The 20,704-nt window shown below is 65.4% G+C and carries 21 protein-coding genes; 15 read left to right on the forward strand and 6 right to left on the reverse strand.

Annotated features, from left to right (window positions below; genetic code table 11):
- Positions 1-367 precede the first annotated feature (367 nt).
- Together SLQ31_RS24765 and SLQ31_RS24770 are read right to left on the reverse strand one after the other, a co-directional pair.
- Positions 368-1,546: an acyl-CoA dehydrogenase family protein gene (locus SLQ31_RS24765; RefSeq protein ID WP_319436782.1), complete on the reverse strand. Its 1,179-nt coding sequence runs from the start codon at positions 1,544-1,546 to the stop codon at positions 368-370.
- The gene (locus SLQ31_RS24770) at positions 1,547-2,539 is read right to left on the reverse strand and encodes an acyl-CoA dehydrogenase family protein (RefSeq protein ID WP_319436783.1); all 993 of its coding nucleotides are present in this window, start codon (positions 2,537-2,539) and stop codon (positions 1,547-1,549) included.
- A 229-nt stretch (positions 2,540-2,768) separates the two neighbouring features.
- On the opposite strand from SLQ31_RS24770, the gene SLQ31_RS24775 reads away from it, so the two are divergent.
- Genes SLQ31_RS24775 through SLQ31_RS24790 form a run of 4 tightly spaced genes read left to right on the forward strand, consistent with a single transcriptional unit; the run spans position 2,769 to position 6,339 of the window.
- A complete protein-coding gene (locus tag SLQ31_RS24775; RefSeq protein ID WP_319436784.1) occupies positions 2,769-3,863 on the forward strand; it encodes an amidohydrolase family protein in 1,095 nt (364 codons plus the stop codon).
- 28 nt (positions 3,864-3,891) lie between these two features.
- Positions 3,892-5,037: an amidohydrolase family protein gene (locus SLQ31_RS24780; protein ID WP_319436785.1), complete on the forward strand. Its 1,146-nt coding sequence runs from the start codon at positions 3,892-3,894 to the stop codon at positions 5,035-5,037.
- 4 nt (positions 5,038-5,041) lie between these two features.
- Positions 5,042-5,434, forward strand: a complete 393-nt coding sequence (locus tag SLQ31_RS24785; protein WP_319436786.1) for a Rieske (2Fe-2S) protein — start codon at positions 5,042-5,044, stop codon at positions 5,432-5,434.
- Positions 5,431-6,339 (forward strand): alpha/beta hydrolase, encoded by a 909-nt coding sequence (locus SLQ31_RS24790; RefSeq protein WP_319436787.1) that lies wholly within the window; start codon positions 5,431-5,433, stop codon positions 6,337-6,339. Before SLQ31_RS24785 ends, SLQ31_RS24790 begins: the two co-directional genes overlap by 4 nt.
- Positions 6,340-6,353: 14 nt before the next feature.
- Here the strand turns inward: SLQ31_RS24790 and SLQ31_RS24795 are convergent, their stop codons facing one another.
- On the reverse strand, positions 6,354-6,836 hold the full coding sequence (locus SLQ31_RS24795) for a hypothetical protein (protein ID WP_319436788.1): 483 nt from the start codon (positions 6,834-6,836) through the stop codon (positions 6,354-6,356).
- A 53-nt stretch (positions 6,837-6,889) separates the two neighbouring features.
- On the opposite strand from SLQ31_RS24795, the gene SLQ31_RS24800 reads away from it, so the two are divergent.
- The 8 genes from SLQ31_RS24800 to SLQ31_RS24835 all read left to right on the forward strand — a co-directional run bounded on the left by SLQ31_RS24800 (position 6,890) and on the right by SLQ31_RS24835 (position 14,137).
- Positions 6,890-8,197 (forward strand): NADH-ubiquinone oxidoreductase-F iron-sulfur binding region domain-containing protein, encoded by a 1,308-nt coding sequence (locus SLQ31_RS24800; protein ID WP_319436789.1) that lies wholly within the window; start codon positions 6,890-6,892, stop codon positions 8,195-8,197.
- Between the two features lie 8 nt (positions 8,198-8,205).
- Positions 8,206-8,493 carry a ferredoxin gene (locus SLQ31_RS24805; protein ID WP_319436952.1) on the forward strand — a complete coding sequence of 96 codons (288 nt, stop codon included), beginning with the start codon at positions 8,206-8,208 and terminating at the stop codon, positions 8,491-8,493.
- The gene (locus tag SLQ31_RS24810; protein ID WP_319436790.1) at positions 8,490-10,148 is read left to right on the forward strand and encodes a thiolase C-terminal domain-containing protein; all 1,659 of its coding nucleotides are present in this window, start codon (positions 8,490-8,492) and stop codon (positions 10,146-10,148) included. The genes SLQ31_RS24805 and SLQ31_RS24810 overlap by 4 nt, the downstream gene beginning before the upstream one ends.
- Complete coding sequence (locus SLQ31_RS24815) at positions 10,145-11,020, forward strand: alpha/beta fold hydrolase (RefSeq protein ID WP_319436791.1); 876 nt, start codon at positions 10,145-10,147, stop codon at positions 11,018-11,020. The genes SLQ31_RS24810 and SLQ31_RS24815 overlap by 4 nt, the downstream gene beginning before the upstream one ends.
- A complete protein-coding gene (locus SLQ31_RS24820; RefSeq protein ID WP_319436792.1) occupies positions 11,020-11,838 on the forward strand; it encodes an NAD(P)-dependent oxidoreductase in 819 nt (272 codons plus the stop codon). Before SLQ31_RS24815 ends, SLQ31_RS24820 begins: the two co-directional genes overlap by 1 nt.
- The gene (locus SLQ31_RS24825) at positions 11,835-12,644 is read left to right on the forward strand and encodes an NAD(P)-dependent oxidoreductase (protein WP_319436793.1); all 810 of its coding nucleotides are present in this window, start codon (positions 11,835-11,837) and stop codon (positions 12,642-12,644) included. Before SLQ31_RS24820 ends, SLQ31_RS24825 begins: the two co-directional genes overlap by 4 nt.
- Before the next feature lie 102 nt (positions 12,645-12,746).
- Positions 12,747-13,949, forward strand: a complete 1,203-nt coding sequence (locus SLQ31_RS24830; RefSeq protein WP_319436794.1) for a cytochrome P450 — start codon at positions 12,747-12,749, stop codon at positions 13,947-13,949.
- Positions 13,946-14,137, forward strand: coding sequence for a ferredoxin (locus tag SLQ31_RS24835; protein WP_319436795.1), 192 nt, complete (start codon positions 13,946-13,948; stop codon positions 14,135-14,137). Before SLQ31_RS24830 ends, SLQ31_RS24835 begins: the two co-directional genes overlap by 4 nt.
- Before the next feature lie 15 nt (positions 14,138-14,152).
- Here the strand turns inward: SLQ31_RS24835 and SLQ31_RS24840 are convergent, their stop codons facing one another.
- Positions 14,153-14,659 (reverse strand): hypothetical protein, encoded by a 507-nt coding sequence (locus tag SLQ31_RS24840; protein WP_319436796.1) that lies wholly within the window; start codon positions 14,657-14,659, stop codon positions 14,153-14,155.
- The gene (locus tag SLQ31_RS24845; protein ID WP_319436797.1) at positions 14,656-15,264 is read right to left on the reverse strand and encodes a helix-turn-helix domain-containing protein; all 609 of its coding nucleotides are present in this window, start codon (positions 15,262-15,264) and stop codon (positions 14,656-14,658) included. Before SLQ31_RS24845 ends, SLQ31_RS24840 begins: the two co-directional genes overlap by 4 nt.
- A gap of 1,040 nt (positions 15,265-16,304) precedes the next feature.
- On the opposite strand from SLQ31_RS24845, the gene SLQ31_RS24850 reads away from it, so the two are divergent.
- From SLQ31_RS24850 to SLQ31_RS24860, 3 genes are all read left to right on the forward strand, one after another.
- Complete coding sequence (locus SLQ31_RS24850; protein WP_319436798.1) at positions 16,305-17,468, forward strand: alkane 1-monooxygenase; 1,164 nt, start codon at positions 16,305-16,307, stop codon at positions 17,466-17,468.
- Positions 17,469-17,650: 182 nt separating this feature from the next.
- Positions 17,651-19,084 carry a GMC oxidoreductase gene (locus SLQ31_RS24855; protein WP_319436799.1) on the forward strand — a complete coding sequence of 478 codons (1,434 nt, stop codon included), beginning with the start codon at positions 17,651-17,653 and terminating at the stop codon, positions 19,082-19,084.
- 224 nt (positions 19,085-19,308) lie between these two features.
- Complete coding sequence (locus SLQ31_RS24860; protein WP_319436800.1) at positions 19,309-19,917, forward strand: TetR/AcrR family transcriptional regulator; 609 nt, start codon at positions 19,309-19,311, stop codon at positions 19,915-19,917.
- A 19-nt stretch (positions 19,918-19,936) separates the two neighbouring features.
- Here the strand turns inward: SLQ31_RS24860 and SLQ31_RS24865 are convergent, their stop codons facing one another.
- The gene (locus tag SLQ31_RS24865) at positions 19,937-20,674 is read right to left on the reverse strand and encodes an SDR family NAD(P)-dependent oxidoreductase (RefSeq protein WP_319436801.1); all 738 of its coding nucleotides are present in this window, start codon (positions 20,672-20,674) and stop codon (positions 19,937-19,939) included.
- Between the last annotated feature and the right edge of the window lie 30 nt (positions 20,675-20,704).

Raw genomic sequence — 20,704 nt, forward strand, 5'->3', positions numbered from 1 at the left:
CAGAGCATCGCCAACCACGCGAGCCACCCCTGCAATTTCCTGTGTGCCCGATAATTGGTATTCGCTGTGAGTTTTGCCGAATGGGCGCATTGTTGATGAATCAGTTAACTGGGCATCGCCAGATCGGATCTCGGCGCGCAATACCCTAGAAATTCCTGAGAGCGTCAGTATCCACCGCTGAATACGCTCAGCAAACATATGCCGTAGCGGCGCCAGGTGGCTTCCGACGCGCCACAGCACAGGCCGACATGGGCTATACCCACCGTCGCGCCACAATTAACCTCTGCGCAGAACATGCGCGCGACCAGGGCGCCTTCGCCCGCGAAGTCAGGGCATGGCGGAGCAGACGAGCGCGGTGCGACGCGGCCTATTTGCCGCGCGGTAGGCCCAGCACCTGCTGGGCGATGATGTTGCGCTGGATCTCCGAGGTACCCCCGGCGATCGTCCCCGAGAAGCTTCGCGCGTGACGCTCGAACCAGCTGGCGAAGTAGTGGTCCAGATTCATGTGCGCGTACGGGCCCGTGCTGGACGGATGTACCAGACCATCGGAACCTGCTGCCACCAGCGCGTATTCGGACGCCCGCAGCTCGGCTTCGGATCCGAACAGCTTGACCACCGATACCGATGCCACGTCGGATTCGCCGCGAGCGGCCTTGCCCAGTCCGGAGGATCCCATCAGGCGCAACGCCTGATAGTCCATGATCATCGAGGCGTACTGGTCTTTCTCCAGAGGCGTCACCGGCTTGAAGTCGCCGATCATGTTGGCGATCCGATCGGCGAATCCCAGCCACATCATCGTGCGCTCGTGGCCCAGTGATCCGTTGGCCACTCCCCAGCCGCCGTTGAGCGGGCCGACCAGGTTCTCAGCCGGCACCCGCACATCGGTGAAGAACACCTCGTTGAAATCCTTGTCGTCGATCCCGCAGATCGACGCGAACGGCCGACAGACCACCCCGGGCAGGTCGGTCGGGATGATCAGCACACTGATGCCCTTGTGCTTGGGCGCATCCGGATCGGTGCGAACGAACGTCAGCAGGAAGTCGGCATCGTGGGCGCCGGACGTCCACACCTTCTGGCCGTTGACCACGAAGTCATCACCGTCGCGTACCGCGCGGGTCCGCAGTGATGCCAGGTCCGATCCCGCGCTCGGCTCGCTCATGCCCAGTGACGCGGTCTTCTCGCCCTTGAGGACCGGCACCGCCCAGCGCTGCTTCTGCTCATCGGATCCGAACGAGATCAGGGACGCCGCAATGATGTTGACGCCCTGCGGGTTGAAGCTGTGGTAGATCCGCCGGTTGCACAGTTCCTCGAGGTGCACGAACTGCTGCAGGATCGACGCATTGCGGCCACCGAACTCGGGCGGCTGGGCGGGCAACAGCCAGCCGTTGTCGAACAAGAGGCGTTGCCAGCGTCGCGCCCAGGCCGGCATGTGCGACACCGATCGTGGCCGCTCCAGGGTCTCGGCCTCGGTGGGCAGATTGGCGTCGAGGAATGCGCTGAACTCGTCGCGGAAGGATTCGACGTCGGGATCGAATGAAAGCTGCATCTACAGTTCCCTGTACTCCTGGGCGATGAGGGCACGGTGTTCGGCGGCACCGCCCAGCATCAGCTCTCCGGACTTGGCGCGCTTGAGCGCGAATTGGACGTCGTTCTCCCACGTGAAGCCCATGGCCCCGAAGAGTTGCAGGCCGTGGCGGAACACCACCGACTGGCAATCGCCGGCCGCGGCCTTCGCCATCGAGGCGGCCAGCCGCCTGCGGGGGTCGTCGGCGCTGATGGTCAAGGCGGCGAAATACGCCAGGGCGCGGGCCCGTTCGATGGCGACATGCATGTCGACCGCCTTGTGTTGCACGGCCTGAAACGAACCGATCGGCACGCCGAACTGGTGACGGTCACGCACGTGTTGCAAAGCCAGGTCGAGGATGCGCTGACATGCGCCGACCGTCGTGATGGCCAGACCGGTCAGCGCGATATGCCGGGCCCGCTCAGGATCGGAGTGCACGCGGTCTTCGTCGGGGACATGCACAGCGGGGAAGGTCACGTCGGCGACGTGCAGTACCGGGTCGAAGACCGGGATGGGCGTGATGGTCGCGACCGCGGCCTCGACGAGGAACACCCCGGCGTCGGTCACCACCGCCAGCTTCTGCGCCCGGTCGGCATCCAGGACGTAGCGAGAGGTCCCCGACAGCACCCATCCGTCGGCATCACGATGCGCGGTGACCCCGCCGAACACCGCGGCGCCCGCCTGCTGCGGGTCGAAGCGATCCCCGGCCAAGGGGGCGAATTGCGTGAGGGTGGCCAGGAAGGGGGTTGGGTCCGTCGCGCGGCCGAACTCCTCGAGCACGATGGCCAGCTCGACGGCGTTCTCTGGGTCGGCCAATTCGGTCCAGCCCGCCTCGACATACGAGTCCCACAGCGGGCCCGGGTCGGCGCCGTCCTCAACGATCCCGCGGATCAGCGAGGCCGGGCACTGCTTGGCCACCGCGTCGCGCACGGTGTCCTGCCACAACCGCTGATCAGCATCGAATTCCAGTAGCACCCGCTGCCTCCTGCCCGAACCGGAACGATATGAATGGAAATCTGATTCTCCATTCTTGCGTCACAGGTTCTCCCTACACGGTATCGCACTCTACCGGCTGATTTGCTTGCTGCCTACGTCCGGTTGAGGCAAAGTGGTAATGAGGTTCTACTCTCAATCACGAGAACAGTATTCTTGCTCTTGAAGAACTTGGATTTACGCTGGGATAGACACCCGGAAGGTGGGTTTGGTGATAGAGCACCGCGACGGGACGACGACTCCCGTGATCGACGCGAGCGTGCACATCTTCTTCGGGTCGAGCCCCGAGTTGCGCGGCGTGATGCGGGAGCCGTTCAAGAGCCGCGGGTTCCCCGACTACGAGATGGATTGGTACGGCGCCCCCGGCGGCGAATACCTCAAAGAGGCACGCGGGCCGGATGGGCAGTACCCCGGCTCCGACCCGGCCATCGTCGCCCAGCATCTCTTCGCCGACCGTGGGGTCGACGTCGCCGTGCTGCACCCGATGGGCCGCGGCATCATGCCCGACCGGCACCTTGGCACCGCGATCCTGGCCGCGCACAACGAGATGCTGGTCTCGCGCTGGCTGGATCACCCCGAACTCGGTGAACGATTCCGCGGCACCATCCGGGTCAACCCGGACGATATCCGCGGTGCGCTGCGGGAGATCGACAAGTACAAGGACCATCCCCGCGTTGTGCAGATCGGCATCCCGCTGCAGTCGCGGGAGCTGTACGGCAAGCCGCAGTTCTGGGATCTATGGGAAGCCGCCGTCGACGCCGGCCTGCCGGTGGCCACGCACATCGAGACCGGTGAGGGCATCGCGTTCCCGCCGACCCCGTCCGGGCACACCAGGACGTTTGAGCAGTACCTGGGCTTCATGTCACTGAACTACATCTATCACCTGATGAACCTCATCGCCGAGGGCGTCTTCGAGCGCTGGCCGGACCTCAAGTTCGTCTTCGCCGACGGCGCTGGCGACATGATGACACCGTTCATGTGGCGGATGGACTGCTTCGGGCGCCCGCACCTGGAGCAGACACCATGGGCGCCGAAGATGCCCAGCGACTACCTACCGGGACACATCCACTTCATCCACAACAGCCTTGACGGGCCGCCGCCGGAGGCCGACTTCGCCGACGAATGGCTGTCCTTCACCGGCAAAGAGAACATGGTGATGTTCGGCTCGAGCTATCCGCACTGGCATTGCACGGACATCCACTCCCTGCCCGCCGCGTGGACGGCCGAACAGCGCGAAAAAGTGTGCTGGCGCAACGCCGCGCAGCTCTACGGGATAGACATCCCGGCCGGCGTCGGAACACACTGAGTCGCACAGCAAGTACAAGGAGATCACGATGACTCTGACCCACAGCCAAGAGCGAGTCGCTCCCGCCGAGCGCGTAGCCATCCGGTGCGTCGACTCCGATGTGCACCCGGTGCCCAAACGTGGTGTCCTTCAGCAGTACATCCCGGAACCGATTCGCACCAAGTACTTCAAGAACCACCGGGTCGGCGAGACGATCTACTACGACTCACCGGACTATGCGCACGCCTACGCGATGCGGGTCGACTCCTTCCCCGACGACGGCGAGTTCGCCTGCAGCGACCCCGATATGGCGCTTCGGCAGGCAGTGATGGAAGCCGGTGCCGACGTCTGCATCCTCGAGCCCGCGTTCGCACCGTGCCGGATTCCGGAGGCGACCGCAGCGTTGGGCTACGCGCACAACGCCTGGCAGGCCGAGCACTGGCTGGACGACAAGACCAACTGGCACGAGCGCTGGCGCGGCTCGATCTGCGTGGCCATCGAGGACCCCGAAGGCGGGGCCCGCGAGATCGAGAAGTGGGCCGACCATCCGTATATGGCCCAGGTCATGATCAAGGCCGAGCCCCGGCCCTCCTGGGGCGATCCGAAATACGACCCGATCTGGGCGGCCGCCACCAAGATCGACAAGCCCGTCAGCTGCCATTTGTCGCGGGGCTTCTTCGAGACGCTGCCGATCCCGCCGGTGGGCTTCCCGAGCTACAACCACGATTTCATGGTCAGCTACTCGCTGCTGGCCGCCAACCAGGTCATGAGCATGATCTTCGACGGTCTCTTCGACCGCTTCCCCACCCTGCGCATCGTGTTCGTCGAGCACGCCTTCAGCTGGATCCTGCCGCTCATGTGGCGCATGGACGCCATCTACGAGGCCCGCAAATCCTGGCTCGACATCAAGCGCAAACCATCCGAATACGTCAAGGACCACATCAAGTGGACCACCCAGCCGCTGGACTACCCCGAAGACAAGACCGAACTGCTGCGGGCCTTCGAGTGGATGGAATGCGAGAAGATCCTGCTGTTCTCCTCCGACTACCCGCACTGGACCTATGACGACCCGCGCTGGCTGATCAAGCACCTGCCCGAGCACGCCAGAGAAGCGGTGATGTTCCGCAACGGCATCGAGACCTACGGGCTGCCCGAGACCGTGCCGGCCCTCGAGGGTCAGACGCGGGTGTTTTGAGAAGATGACAGAAGCGCAGAAGAAGCCCCGCCTGGCGCAGGGCCGGGAGCACGTCGTCGCCACCGTCGACGAAATCCCGCCCGGCACTCACAAACTCGTGCCGATCGGCAGGCACGGAGTAGGCGTGTACAACGTCAACGGCACGTTCTACGCCATCGCGAACTACTGCCCACACGAGGGTGGTCCGCTGTGCTCGGGACGCCCGCGCGGGCGCAACATCGTCGACGAGAGCGTGCCCGGCGACGTAGTGATGGTGCGCGACATGGAATTCATCTACTGCCCGTGGCACCAATGGGGGTTCGAATTGGCAACAGGCACCACGGCGGTCAAGCCGGAGTGGAGCATCCGCACCTACCCGGTACGCGTGGTAGGCGACGACGTTCTCGTGACGGCATGAGCACGCCGGTGACCGCCGTTCCGCAGCTGCGCGAGGGCGAACAGGTTCTCGAGATCAACGGCGGCAACGTCGTCTACGAAATCCTCGGTGAAACAGGCGATTTCATTGCCTTGACCCCAGGCGGCCGCTTCAGCAAGGACATTCCCGGCCTCCGACCTTTGGCGGAAGCCCTGGTCGCGGGCGGATACCGGGTGCTGCTCTGGGACCGGCCCAATTGCGGTGCGTCCGATGTGCAGTTCTACGGCCTGAGCGAATCCCATATGCGCGCAGAGACTTTGATGAAGCTCATCACCCAACTGGAGATGGGACCGTGCATCATCGCCGGCGGTTCCGGCGGTGCCAGGGATTCGATGATCACCACCATGCTCTACCCCGAACTGGTCACGAAGCTGGTGGTGTGGAACATCGTCGGCGGGGTCTACGGGTCATTCGTGCTCGGCGGGCACTACATCGTGCCGAGCATCCTCGCGGTCCGGGGAATGGGAATCGGCGGCCTACTGCACGTCGGCGAGTGGAAAGAACGAATCGCCGAGAATCCGGACAACGAGAAGCGGCTGCGCGCGCTGGACGTCGACGAGTTCCTCAAGGTGATGTTGCGCTGGCTCAACGCCTTCGTGTCCAAGCCCGGCCAGACCATCCCCGGCGTGCCCGACGAGATGTTCGACAACATCAAGGTCCCGTCGTTGATCATCCGGGGTGGTGAGAACGACTGGGATCACCCCAAGCGGACGTCGCTCGAAGTCAGTTGTCTGATCAAGGGTTCCGAGCTGATCGACCCGCCGTGGCCGGAGGACGCCTGGGAGCGGGCTGGTGAGAAGTTCGCGGCCAGCGGCGGTAAGGACTTCTGCCTGTTCGACACCTGGGTGCAGGCGGCCCCGGCCATTCTGGACTTCCTCGGCCGATGAGCAACCGGTTCCACTCAGACCATGCGGAGGTGGACCTCGCAATTGGTCGAGGCCTCAAGCGCGGTGTGCACCCGGCTCTCCGGGATCCGAGTCATGTCGTCCTTGCGCACCGTCACGACGATGATGTCGTACCCGTCGTCGCCGGCGGTTCGGTCGATCTCACCGCTCAATCCGAAACCGGCCAGGACCCCGTGGGCATCCTCGTCGGTGCCACGGCTGACATAGGTCATCACCCCGATGACCGGCTCGGTGCCGAATGCCTTGGCACACAGGGTGATCGCAGCGCTCTTGAGTACATCGGGATCAGTGGCTTCGGTGCTGCTGATCAGAAACTCGGCTTCGCGGCGCCCACGCGGCATCGCCGCCAGGTTGTTGTCGATCACCGTCACGCCATCGTGTTCGGCAAGCGTGCGCAGCGCCGCAACCCCATCGGCGAGCTGCGCCGGCGCCAGCTCACCGGACGGGTCGACATCGACACGAACCACAGCCGTTCTCATGCGCCTCAGCCTAGCGACCGCGTGCCAAGTGCCCGAACCAGAAGAGGTGACCGATGAACGCGACCGCACCCGCGGGCACGGCCTTGACCGTCGCCACCGCGCCCGGCTGTACACCCCGGTTACTGCGCCTGCCTGCCACCGTGGAGACCCATAGCGCCTACGTGTCCGCCGGCGGCTACGAGCTGCTGGAGAATGTCGAATCGCTGCTCGCCGAGGTGGAGAGCTCCGGCGTGTTGGGTCGCGGCGGTGCCGCGTTCCCGCTGGCGGTCAAGCTGCGGACCCTCCGCGCCGCGCACACCCGGGGCCACGAGACGGTGGTCCTCGCCAACGGCGAGGAAGGTGAACCTGCGTCGGTCAAGGACCGCTGGCTCCTGCGCCACCGCCCGCATCTGGTGCTCGACGGCGTGCGACTGGCCGCGCGACTGGTCGGGGCGACGCGGGCCTATGTCTACGTATCCGATCTGGACGCCGCGCGCACCATCGATACCGCACTCAACGAGGTCGGCTTCGACACTATTGGCGGCCTTGATATTTCGATCGTGACCGTGGATCCCGCCTACGTCGCCGGTGAGGAAACCGCGGCGGTGCGGGCTATCAACGGCGGGCCGGCCAAACCGACCGACAAGCCGCCGCGACCATTCCAGCACGGCGTCTCCGGACATCCCACTCTGGTCAGCAACGTCGAGACCCTGGCGAACCTGCCGTATCTGCAGCGCCACGGCGCAGCGGCCTTCCGCTCGGCCGGCACGGCGGCGTCGCCGGGCACCTTCCTGATGACGATTACCGGTGCGGGCCGGCCACCCGCCCTCTACGAGGTCCCGCACGGCATGCCGTTCACTGATCTGCTTGCGCTCCACGGTGTTTCGCCGGACTCGGTCAAGGGTGCGCTCATGGGCGGCTACTTCGCCGGATTGCTGAACCGCGATGTGCTCGCCACCACGCTGGACCACGAGACGTTCCGCCAGCTCGGTTGCGGGCTGGGCTGCGGTGCAATCGCGATCCTGACCGACGACTGCCCGGTGGCGGTGGCCGCCGCGGTGCTGGCCTACTTCGACCGCGAGAATGCCGGCCAGTGCGGGTCGTGCTTCAACGGCACGGCGGCAATGGCCGCGGTCGCCGGCGCACTGCGCGACGGTGTGGCGACTGCCGAAGATGTGGCCCGCCTGCAGCGTTGGTCGGTCGTGCTTCGTGGCCGGGGCGCCTGCGCCACGCTGGACGGGGCGGCCAATGTCGCCGCCAGTCTCCTGAAGCACTTTCCCCAGGTTGTCGAACAGCATCTGGGCGGTGCCTGCGATCCCTGCGGGTCGGCTACCTTCAGCGCCCAGCGGCCCTACGAGGTGGAGGCGGTGACCCAGCGATGAGCGGCAAAATGCGAATCCGGCTGGACCGGACGATCTGCGACGGTTTCGGCGTCTGCGCCAAGCACGCACCGAAGCACTTCTCGCTCGACGACTGGGGGTACGCGTCCCTGATCGGTGACGGCACCATCGAGGAGGCCGATCACGACGATGTCCTGCGGGCGCTGTTCGACTGTCCGGTGCACGCGATCGTGGAGATCAGCGACAACGAATTCGACGGCGAGGCACGACCGGCCCCGGCTGCGCCGGCAACCGACGAGGCTCCGGTCTTCGAGGCCCGCTGGGGCTTCGCCCAGTGAGCTCCACCGGCAACCGCGCTCCCCTGCCGCAGATCACGGGCGAGAACGAGTTCTTCTGGACCTCCGGTGCCGACGGCATGCTGCGCATCCAGGAGTGCCAGGGCTGCAGTTCGCTGATCCACCCGCCCCAGCCGGTGTGCCGGTACTGCGGCAGCCACGATCTCAAAGCCAAGCCCGTCAGTGGCCAGGCGGTGCTGTCGGCGTTCACCGTCAACCAGCGCTTCAGCATTCCGGGGCTGCCGGCGCCCTACGTGGTAGCCCAGGTCGCAATCCAGGAGGACCCGCGAGTTCGGTTGACCACCAACATCATCGAGGCCGACCCCGAGGACCTGGAACTGGGCCAGCTCGTCGAGGTCGTCTTCGAGCAGAACGACGACGTCTACCTTCCCCTGTTTCGCCCGGTGACACCCAAACAGATCGTCGAGACGCCGGCCGACGAGATCGCCCCGCAGGACTTCGCCAAACATGTCCGGCCGCCACTGACCGCCACCAAGTTCGAAGAGCGTTCCGCGATAACGGGTATCGGCGCATCGCGGCTGGGACGTCGGCTGATGGCCAACCCGCTGGCGCTGACCATCGAGGCGTGCGAGGCCGCCGTCGCCGACGCGGGATTGACGTTCGCCGACATCGACGGCCTGTCCACTTACCCGGGCCTGGACATCGCCGGTATGGGCGAAGGCGGGGTGACCGCACTGGAAGGTGCGCTAGGCCTGCGCCCCACCTGGATCAACGGCGGGATGGACACCTTCGGCCCCGGCGGATCGATCATCGCCGCCATGATGGCCGTCGCCACCGGGATGGCCCGACATGTGCTGTGCTTCCGCACCCTGTGGGAGTCGACGTTCCAAGAACTGCTCAAGCAGGGCAAGGCGGCTCCCCCCGGCGGGCTGCGTACCAACAGCTGGCAGATGCCGTTCGGCGCCATATCGGCCGCACACACGTTGGCGCTCAACGCCCAACGCCACTTCGCGCGGTATGGCACCACCCGCGAGACGCTGGGCTGGATCGCGATCAACCAGCGCGCCAACGCCGGACTGAACCCGACCGCCATCTACCGCGACCCCATGACGATGGACGATTACCTGTCAGCGCGACCGATCACCACACCGTTCGGGCTCTACGACTGTGACGTCCCCTGCGACGGCGCCGTTGCGGTGATCGTCTCGGCGGTGGAGGCCGCGCGCGACCTACCCAAGCCGCCGGTGCTGTTCGAGGCGGTGGGCACGCAGATCATCGAACGCACCGACTGGGATCAGACGACACTGACCCACGAGCCACAGGTGCTCGGCCAGTCGGCGCACATGTGGACACGAACATCCCTGCGCCCCAGCGATGTCGATGTCGCCGAGCTCTACGACGGATTCTCGTTCAACTGCCTGTCGTGGATCGAGGCGCTCGGGTTCTGCGGGATCGGCGAGGCCAAGGATTTCCTGGACGGCGGCACCAATATCGCCCGCGACGGGGTGCTTCCGCTGAACACCCATGGCGGTCAGCTCTCTCACGGCCGCACCCACGGCATGGGCCTGATCCACGAGGCGGTCAGCCAGCTGCGCGGCGAGGCCGGCGACCGGCAGGTGGCCAATGCCAAAGTCGCAGTGGCCAGTAGCGGCGGGCTGACGCCGAGCGGCGTGCTGCTGATGCGGGTCGACGGGTGAGTGCTTCGGCGCCCACCCGCCGGGTGGTGCCGGTCGACGGGATCCCGATGTCGGGCCTGTTCGCCGAGGCCCCCAATCCGCGCGCGGTGATCGTCGCGCTGCACGGCGGGGCGTCCTCGGCGGCCTACTTCGACTGTCCCGGACATCCGGAGCTGTCGCTGTTGCGTAGCGCTGCCGCAGCCGGTTTCACCGCGGTGGCCCTGGACCGGCCGGGCTACGGCGCGTCGGCGCCCTACTCCGACTCGATGTGGGAGCCGGAGCGCCGGGTCGAACTGGCGTATGCGGCAGCCGAAGCGATGCTCGGCGCGCGTGACCGTGGCGCGGGCCTGTTCATCCTGGCCCACTCCAACGGCTGCGAACTGGCATTGCGGATGGCTGTCGACGGGCGCGGGGCTGACCTACTGGGTCTCGAACTCGCCGGTACCGGTCTGCGCCAATACCCTGCTGCCGCAGCGATTCTCAAGCAGGCCACGCCCGCCTATCGGCCCGCGGGTATCCGCGAGCTGATCTGGGCCCCCGAGGAGCTCTACCCCGCCGACGTCGTCAACGCCGTCGGCTCCGCCGGTGCCCCGCCGCAGGAAGGCGAGGTGTCGACCCACTGGGCCGGCCGCGACTTCCCGGCACTGGCGGCCCACGTCGTCGTGCCCGTCCGATTCACCGCCGCCGAGCACGAGCGGGTGTGGGACTCCACCCCCGAGGCGCTGGCCGACATCGCCGCTCTGTTCGCCGCGTCGCCGCACGTCGAGATACACCATCAGGACGGCGCCGGCCACAACCTGAGCCTGGGTGTCACGGCGGCGCAATACCATTCGAGCGTTTTCTCATTCGTGAACCAATGCATCACTGCTGATGTGAACCAGGAGGCTGGCTAATGCGCGTCGGATTCATCGGGCTCGGCAGCCAAGGCGCGCCCATGGCACGCCGCATCGTCGAGGGTGGTTACCCGACCACGCTGTGGGCCCGGCGGGCAGCGTCGCTGGAGCCGTTCGCCGACACCGCGGCGACCGTCGCGGCCTCACCGGCGGAGCTGGCCGCCAACAGTGATCTGGTGTGCCTGTGCGTGGTCGGCGACGCCGACGTGCTCGAGGTCGCCAGCGGCGACGACGGGGTGCTGTCCGGATTGCAGCCCGGCGGCATCATCGCGGTGCACGCCACGGTACATCCGGACACCTGTCGTCAGCTGGCCGAGACCGCGGCCGCCCAGGGCGTGGCCGTGGTGGACGCGCCGGTCAGCGGTGGCGGCCCGGCAGCCGAAGAAGGCAAGCTCCTGGTGATGATCGGCGGTGACGAGGACACGGTGGAGAAGGTCCGCCCGGTCTTCGCCACCTACGCCGACCCGATCGTCCACCTCGGTGGCGTTGGCGCCGGGCAGGTCACCAAACTGCTGAACAACCTGCTGTTCACGGCGAACATCGCCACCGCGAAGACCACGCTCGACCTCGGAGCGGCGCTGGGCGTGGCACCGGAAAACCTCTCCGAGGTGATCACCCGTGGCTCGGCGAACAGTTTCGCGCTGGGCAGCGTGGCCCGCTTCGGTGGCAGCCTCGACATTCTCAAGCAGGTCGCGGCGGGGCTCTTGCACAAGGACGTCAGCCTGATCGCCGGTATCGCCGAGGAAGCCGGCGCCCATCCCGGCGCGGTGCTTGATGCCGCCGACGCGGCGTTGAGGTTGATGGACAACCCCCGGTGAAAATCGGCTTCGTCGGCGCAGGCCGGATGGGCGCACCCATGGTGCGCCGGCTGGCCGACGCCGGCCACGACGTCACGGTGCTGTGCCGCGAGTCGGAAAAAGTCGCTGCGGCACAGGAATTGGGTGCCACACCGGCCGAAAACCTGGTGGAGCTGGCTCGCGACGCCGACGCGGTGGTGGTCTGCGTGTTCACCGACGAGCAGGTGCGGCAGGTCTGCCTGACCGATGATCTGCTGGCTGTCATGCGGGCAGGCTCGGTACTGGTCTTACACACGACGGGCAGCCCGCGCACCGCAGAAGCCATCGCCGAGCGGGCCGCTGCGTACGGCGTCAGCGTGATCGACGCGCCGGTCAGCGGCGGACCCCATGACATCGCCGCGGGGACGGTGACGTTGTACGTCGGCGGCGACGCCGAGGCGGTGCAACGGGCACACCCGCTGCTGTCCAGCTATGGCGACCCGGTGCTGCACGTCGGGCCGCTCGGGTACGGCCAGCGCGTCAAGCTGATCAACAACACCCTGTTCGCCGCCCAGATCGGGATCGTGGCCGAGGCGGTGCGACTGGCCGGCCGGCTCGGCGTCGACGAGGCCACCCTGTTGACGGCGCTTCCCCACGGCAGCGGCACCAGCCGGGCCCTGGACTCGATTGCCCGCGTCGGCTCGGCCGCCGGATTCATCGGCGCCGTCGGCGAATTCATCGGCAAAGACGTCGCCGTCGTCCGCGCGACGGTGGCCGATCTCGGCAGTGACCTCGGTCTGCTCGACCAGGTGGTCGACGCCGGTCTCTACCGCGAGAAGGTTGGGTGATTCAGCCATTTTCCGCTCTCCCGATACCCCCACTGTTAGCGTTACAATCAACCAGCCTTCCGTAACGCTTCTGGCCCAGCTCCCGCCTCGGAGGAGAATGCAATGACCCAAGCAGAACTCGTCTTCGATCCGTTCTCGCAGCAGTACTTCGAGAATCCGTTCGACATCTACCGGCGCATGCGGGACGAGGCGCCGATCTACTACGACGCCAAAGAGGATTACTACGCGATCTCGCGCCACGAGGACGTCGCGGCGGCGTTGAAGGATCACGACAGTTTCTCGTCGACCCGCGGCTGCGATCTGGCGATGGTGAAGGCGGACGAGCCGCCGCAGAAATCCATCATCTTCATGGATCCGCCCGAGCACCGGCACATGCGCAGCCTGCTGAACAAGGCCTTCACGCCGCGCGCGGTGCAGTCGCAGAAGGATGTCGTCAACGAACTGGTCGACAAGTATCTCGCTGCGGTCAACCCGGACGCGTTCGATGTCGTCCAAGACTTCTCCGGGCCGTTCCCGGTCGAGGTCATCACCCGGATGGCCGGCGTGCCGGAGGAATACCGCCAGCAGGTTCGGCACTGGATCGACACCAGCCTCAGCCGTGAGCCCGGGCAAGTCGGGACCAGCGAGGCCGGCATGCAGGCCAATATCGACACCGCGATGTATTACTACGGCCTGGTGCAGGAGCGGCGCGAGAATCCGCAGGATGACATGATCAGCCGCCTGATCGCCGCCGAGATCCCCGACGACGACGGCAACCTGCGCCGCCTCGACGACATCGAGATCTGCGGTTTCGCAACACTTCTCGGTGGCGCGGGCGCGGAGACCGTGACCAAGCTGATGGGGACTGCGGCGGTCAACTTCGCCCGCTTCCCCGAGCAGTGGCAGAAGCTGCTCGACGACCGGGACAAGGTCGGCGCGGCGGTCGAGGAACTGCTGCGCTACGAGGGCCCGGTGCAGTACAACGTGCGCTACACCCTGCGGGAAGCGACGCTGCCCAGCGGGACCATTCCGGCAGGCAAACCGGTGTTCCTCCTGTTGGCATCGGCGAACCGGGACTCGGCGGCCTTCACCGACGCCGAAACCTTCGACATCGACCGCGACCGCACCGAGGCGCAGAACCTCGGCCTCGGCTACGGCATCCACAGCTGCCTCGGCGCCGCCCTTGCCCGCATGGAGAGCGCCATCGCGCTGGAGAAGATGCTCGACTTCATGCCCCGCTACGAAGTGCAGTGGGACGGCTTGCGGCGAGTCCAGATGCAGAACGTCGCCGGTTTCTCCCACGTCCCCGTTAAGGTGCTGCGATGAAGATCGAAGTGGACTTCGGCCTGTGTGAGGCCAATGCGATCTGTATGGCGATCATCCCCGAGGTGTTCGAGGTCGACGACCAGGACTACCTGACCGTCCTCAACGACGAGGTGACGCCGGAGAACGAGGCGCAAGTCCGTGACGCGGTGCGCCAGTGCCCCCGGCAGGCCATCTCCATCAAGGAATAACGCTCGAGGTCGAGCTCAGCTAGCCGGGACCAAGTCGGCACCGATGGCCGGACAGCTCATCGCGCCGCTTCGAAAGGTCTCGGTTGGCCCCACCGCGAGATCGCTGACCAGGGCGGCCGCCAGCGCCTGCGCCTTGAACACCCGCGCCGCGGAGCTCAGCCGGTGCTCGACCGAGTCCACGTTGCGGTCGAGTTCGGCCGGCCGCGCCTCACCCCACAGCGCCACCTCGGTCATGCCGTAATCCAGCGCCCGCAGCACACCTTCGCGCACCCGGGCATCGGTGTCGACGAGATCGGCTGCCACGGCCAGTGCCTGGGGGTGCGGCTGATCATCGCCGGCCGCGAGCATGGATTCGAAGTCGGCCGTCTGGGCCCCCAGAATCGACAAGGCACGGGTGTCACCGGGTTGAGCGAGCAGGACGTTGACATCCCAGCCGGCCATGACCCGGTCGAAGATCCAACCGCCGGCATGCTGCACCGCCTCGGCGACACTCGGTGCGACGATGTCGAGGCGGTATCTCATGATCCGGCGGCCGGGTTCAGCTGGGTCGCCAGCGACCTCGAGTATTCCCTGAACACTTGCGTCAGCGGTATTGACGGGTCGAGTAGCCATGAGGTCTCCATTCCGTTGACAAATGCCAGGATTTCCACGGCCTTGCGGGCCGCGTTCACGTCTGTTCGGTAGCGCCCCTCGGCCTGACCGCTGCGGATGCGCTCGGCGATGATCTCGACCGCCTGCCGGTAGCGGTCCACAAGGCGATCGTGCAGCGGGGCGTCGGGGGCAATGTTCTCCACCATCAGCACGGCGAACGTCCCGACGAGCTGCGGTGACCGGTCAAACCGGTCGGCAGCATTCGCGATGCCCTCGACAAGGTCGCCCGCCAGATAGTCGGCATGCTCACTGTCGTCGGCATCCCGGGCGTCGAGCACCGCGTGCAGAAGCTGCTCCTTGGATTCGAAGTGGTGCAGCAGTCCGGCCGCGGTGACGCCGGCTTCTCTGGCGATCTGAGCCAGGGTGGTGTTTCGCCAGCCGTTGCGCGCCAGCAGCCGCTGCGCGACATCGAGAATGCGCTGCTTGCGATCCTCACCCTTGGCGAGAAGGGTTGCGTACGGACGCGTCGCCGTCACCGCACTCCCTTCCTCAGACCAACCTAGTGAACACACAGTAGGTTGGTTGGGGCCGATGTGACAAGGGTCTCAGCCGAAATGGTGGGAATCGCATGGGCTACAGGCAGCGCGCTGATGTCCAGGGACCGATTGTCCGGGCAGATCAGCAGAGCGGACGGCGGATCACCGCCGTGCCACAGCCGCCAGGATGACGAGCACAGCAAACCCCACCGCACCCGCGACCGCCCCACAATCAGGCAGCGGCGCGCCCACCCCCGCGGTGGTCTGGACGGTGGTACCGAACGCACGGCCGGAACGCCGCAGATACGGTCATCCACCCCCGCCCACCGAGCGAGCAAGGCAACCGATTTCGGTCCACGTCCAGTTCAGGACCGAGCTGGCACCATTAGTGTCGTCGCCGACCCTCAATTGCCACGGGACCGAGACAGCGGCGAAACGCCAATGGCCAGCTGCGCCAGTACTTTCCAACGAAACGTGCTCGTGGTGGTCCGCAGACGAGATCAAAGCAGTGGCTCACACAATAAATAGGCTCCCGGCAAATACCTGTGCTGGACACCTGCCGAGCCGTTAGCGAGCGCTACCACTATTGCCATGAAATGGTGCTGGCAGTTCAGCCGCCGATCCGTGCGCCTCAGGCGTTTTCGCACCGCACTGACACAGCGCATTGTCGGCCGCTGGAGGTTGCTGTGGGACGAGCCGGCCTCGTTTAATGCCAACCTGACGGGGTAACCCGGGCTGTGCTCGCCGCTCCGACGTGACGACCGCCGCCGCAAGTCTCCGACTGACCGGCGGTTACAGCACTCAACGGTCCCGCACTGCCACCGTTCCGAGGCAGACAACCCAAAACCGGTGCCCACCAAAGGAGGTCATGGCTCCCCAGACACACCGCGCCGGTGTCGGTCGATACATAATCGTCACCGCTGTCCTATAGACTTGCCACGTCTCCCACTGAGACGCTGGCCTCAAGCGAGCGACGAGGTCGGGCCCGCGTCGCTGTGACATGCATTCGCGCCCAGGAAATCTCGCAAGGAACCGTTGGGATGACGACGTGGAACGACCCGAAGCGGTACGTCTGGTTCTTGGCCGCCCTGGTGCCATTGCTGGTCATGGCGTCGTGGCTTCTGGTGAAAACCACCGGAATCGCCTTGTTTTGGTGGCTCGGCCCCCTCCTGGTGTTTGTGGGGTTGCCGATCATCGACTACTTCGTCGGCATCGACAGGACCAGCACACCCGGTGATGCACATATCGATCTCGACCGGGATCACCCTCTGTATGGGCTCGCGACATTTCTGTACCTGCCCAACCAGTATTTGTCGCTGATCTTCGCTTGCTGGTTGTGGAGCGGCGGGGGGTGGTTGTCGATGTCGCTGAGCGACAAGCTTGGGTTGATGGTGACAGTCGGCATCAGTGGCGGGATCGGCATCAACGCCGCCCATGAACTCGGCCACCGACGCGTGCAGATGGAAAAGCGGTTGAGCAAACTAGCCTTGGCGCAAACGTGCTACGGCCACTTTTTTGTCGAACACAACCGCGGCCACCACGTTCGCGTGGCCACACCGCAGGACAACGCCAGCTCACGACTCGGCGAACACTTCTACAGATTCCTTCCGCGCTCGGTGATCGGAGGCGTGCGCTCGGCGTGGAAGCTGGAGACCCGCCGCCTCGCACGACTGCACACCTCGCCGTGGACCCTGAAAAACGACAACCTGAGCGGCTGGCTGATCAGTGCGGTTCTCATTGTCGGACTCACCCTGTGGTTTCGCCCGGTGGTTCTTCCATGGCTGGCCGGACAAGCCGTCATCGGCATCTGTCTGCTGGAGATGGCCAATTACGTCCAACATTACGGTTTGCGTCGCCAACTTCTGCCGAACGGCCGCTACGAGCGCATCGACATCCAACACAGTTGGAACTGCAACTACCTGATCACCAATATCTTCCTCTTCCATCTGCAACGCCATTCTGACCACCATGCCAATCCACGGCGCCGATTCACCTACCTCCGCGGTAGCGAACTCGCGCCCCAACTACCCGCTGGCTACCCCGCGATGTTCCTCCTAGCAGCGATACCCCCGCTTTGGTGCCGTGTCATGGACCCGCGGGTGATCAACTACTACGGCGGTCGCATTGATCGGGCGGCGTTGGACCCCCGCCGAAGGAAGGCCTTGCTGCGCAAATATTCCGACCGGCAAGCCGTCCTGTCGTGAACCAGTTGTCACGGCGGCAATTTGTCGGGGGCACTCTTGCGATCGCTTCGGGCGCACTGGGACTCGGTTGTTCGGCCAAGACATTGCAGCCCGGATCTGCCCCACGGGCTCACTATGACGCAATCGTGGTCGGTAGTGGCTACGGTGGTGGAGTATCGGCGTTGCGGCTCGGACAAGCAGGGGTGAACACCCTGATCCTCGAAAAGGGCCGGCTATGGGATGCTCCCGACGCCGACGGTCGGCGGTTCACCAAAATGCTGCCCGCCGACACCCGTGCAGGGTGGTTCACAGATGTTCCCCCAAGTCTGGTGACCTCGTTTCAGGGCGTCTCGATCGACGACGTCGCCAAACACGCGCCGTCGCCGCAGCCGATACAGGCGGGCATCTGTGCGAAGGAAACACACGGCGCTCACCGAGTCTTCCGGGGAATCGCCGTCGGCGGCGGGTCGATGATCAACGCTGCCGTCGCTGCCATTCCGACCAGTGACCAGATCACCGAGACGTTTCCCGATATCCCGCCATCGGAGTTTCTCGGGACGTACATCGAGCGGGCGAAGGCCACGCTGCGTATCAGCTATCGCGACATGGATTGGTTTGAACAAACCCCGTGTTACCAATACGCGCGTGTCGGACGGCAGTATGCCGCTGCCAGCGGCTACCCGGTTGACTACACCGGCAGCGCATACTCCTTCGACTACATGCAACGAGAAGCAGCCGACGCCGTTCCCCGCTCGGCGCTCGCCGTCGAGCAGCAATTCGGGAACAACTACGGACGTGTCGGCAGCGTCGATCAGACCTACATCGCTTCAGCTCTTGCCTCTGGCAAAGTGACGCTCAAACCGCTGACCGAAGTCGTCGGGATCCGCCGCGAGCCGTCAGGCGAGTACGTCGTGTCCACCCACTCGATCGATCGGTGGGGACACGACGCCGGCCGCGACGAAATCGGCTGCACCCACCTTTATCTGAGCGCAGGTGTGCTGGGGACCAATCACATTCTGCTTCGCGCGCGAGAGTCCGGCGCACTGCCTAATCTCGGCGAATCCCTAGGCCACGGCTACGGGAACAATGGCGACATCATGGTCGCCCATTCACTCAATGACGCCGACCCTGCGGGCACCGAGCAGTCGCTACTCGGCTTGATCAACATCGACGGTCGAGCCGACCCGGACAATCCCGTCTACGCAACCATTTTCTCGATGCCGTTGCCCGTCGAAACACACATGCTCGGCTACTACGTCATGGTCAAGACCGGTGACCGGGCCGACATCAGATATAACCAAGCCACAGACTCGATCGCCATCGACTGGCCTGCCGCCTACACCGAGCATCTCACGCAGCGGGCCCGAGCAGTGTTCGACAAGATCACGCAAGCGAACGGGGTTGACTACCGCGACGACATCTTCTCCGGTGAGGTTTTCGCGCCCAACACCGTGCACCCGTTGGGCGGTTGTGTACGCGGAACCGTGACCGACGCATTCGGCCGAGTCAACGGCTACAAGAACCTCTACGTCAACGACGCCTCGCTCATCCCCGGCTTCATCGGCTGCAACCCGTTCATGTCCATAACTGCCCTGGCCGAACGAAACATCGAAGCGATACTTCAGGACCGCCACTAGCCTCTGGACGGCAGCAGCTGGGACGCCCGAGACCAGCTCCAGATCGCGATCGTCGCGTGAAGCGAAGTCGGGGCTATAGCCCAGGGACTTGGCGATGATCACCTTCATCACTTCGCTGGTGCCGACAGGATCACCTCGAGCTGGGTGCGCACCGTCGATAGCGTCACTCTTCGGGCAGCGTGGAGTTTCGTACCTATCGGTGCAAAACCGGTACGGTCGATCGCATGAAAGGTGTCGAGAAGCCGGCGATCGGGCGCCCGCGGGCATTCGACGCCGACCAAGCGCTCGATAGCGCCATGCGCGTTTTCTGGGAACAGGGCTACGAAGGTGCGAGCCTCACCGACCTGACGGAAGCAATGGGCATCAGCCGTACCAGCATGTACGCCGCGTTCGGCAACAAGGAAGAGCTGTTCGCTCAGGCCCTGCGGCGCTACTCCGAAGGCCCGGCCTCCTACGGCCCGCGCGCGCTGGAAGAACCGACCGCGCGACAGGTGGCCGCGGCTGTCCTGCAGGGGTCGATCAAGGCCACCACCAGTCCGGCCGACCCAGCGGGCTGCCTGGCCGTTCAAGGTTCCCTCGCCGCCGGCGAGCCCGCCCGCGCGATCCGCGACATGCTCATCGGATGGCGCAATGAGGCAGTCGCTGCGCTGCGCGACCGATTTCAACGCGCACTTGACGAAGGCGACCTACCGCCGCACGCCAACCCCGGCGTGCTGGCGCGCTACATCGTCACGGTGTCCAACGGCATCGCCGTTCAGGCCGCGGCCGGCGCCAGTGCCGACGACCTCTACTCCGTCGCCGACGCTGCGCTGCGCAACTGGCCACCCGCCTGAGGCTTGTCCGCTTCGCGCATCACATCTTGGCGACCGCGCGCGTGATGGTGTTCGGAGTGATCCGCAGCATCGTCGGGAGCATCTTGGTCGAGCCCGGCAGGGCCATCGGCCGGCGGCGCGCCAAAGCCTTGAGAGTTACCGCCGCCACCGCGGCCGGTGACATTTTCTTGCCAACGAGGTCCGCGTTCATGGGCGTGTCGGTCGTGGGTGGAAGGAGTTCGAGGACATGGGTTTTCGTGGGCTCAAGCTGGCGGCGCAGGCCTTCGGCGAAGCCGTGCAATCCCGCCTTCACCGCGCCGTAGGTCGGCGCGCGGGTGGGTGAAACCAAGGCGAAGCCCGACGTGACAAAGACGATCGCAGCGAGCGCCGGCCAGCGATTCAGCACTGCGCCTGTCAGCTCAATGGGCGCCGTAAGATTAAGGGCGACTTCGTATTCGAGGCCGTGGGTGGCGTCGATGTCGGAGACAAAATCGCGTTCGACGAACGTGCCCGCATTGTTGATCAGGACGTCAAGTCGACCGAACCGAGCGGCTACCGCGTCGAGCAGCGCAGCCCTCGCCTCGGCGATCGTCACGTCAGCCTGGACGGCCAACGCATCCGGGTGAGCGCGGGAAAAACTCTCCAGAGCCGTCACCGATCGTCCGCAGACCGCTACCGCAGCGCCCTGACCCAGGAAGGCTTCTGCCAGGCTCAAGCCAATGCCCGACGTGCCGCCCGTGATGAGGACAACCTGTTTCGTCTCCTGATTCGCCGCCATGGCGGGAACCATAACACTTCCGCACCGATC

Source organism: Mycobacterium sp. RTGN5 (genome assembly GCF_033804465.1).
In the GTDB taxonomy this organism is placed as follows: domain Bacteria; phylum Actinomycetota; class Actinomycetes; order Mycobacteriales; family Mycobacteriaceae; genus Mycobacterium.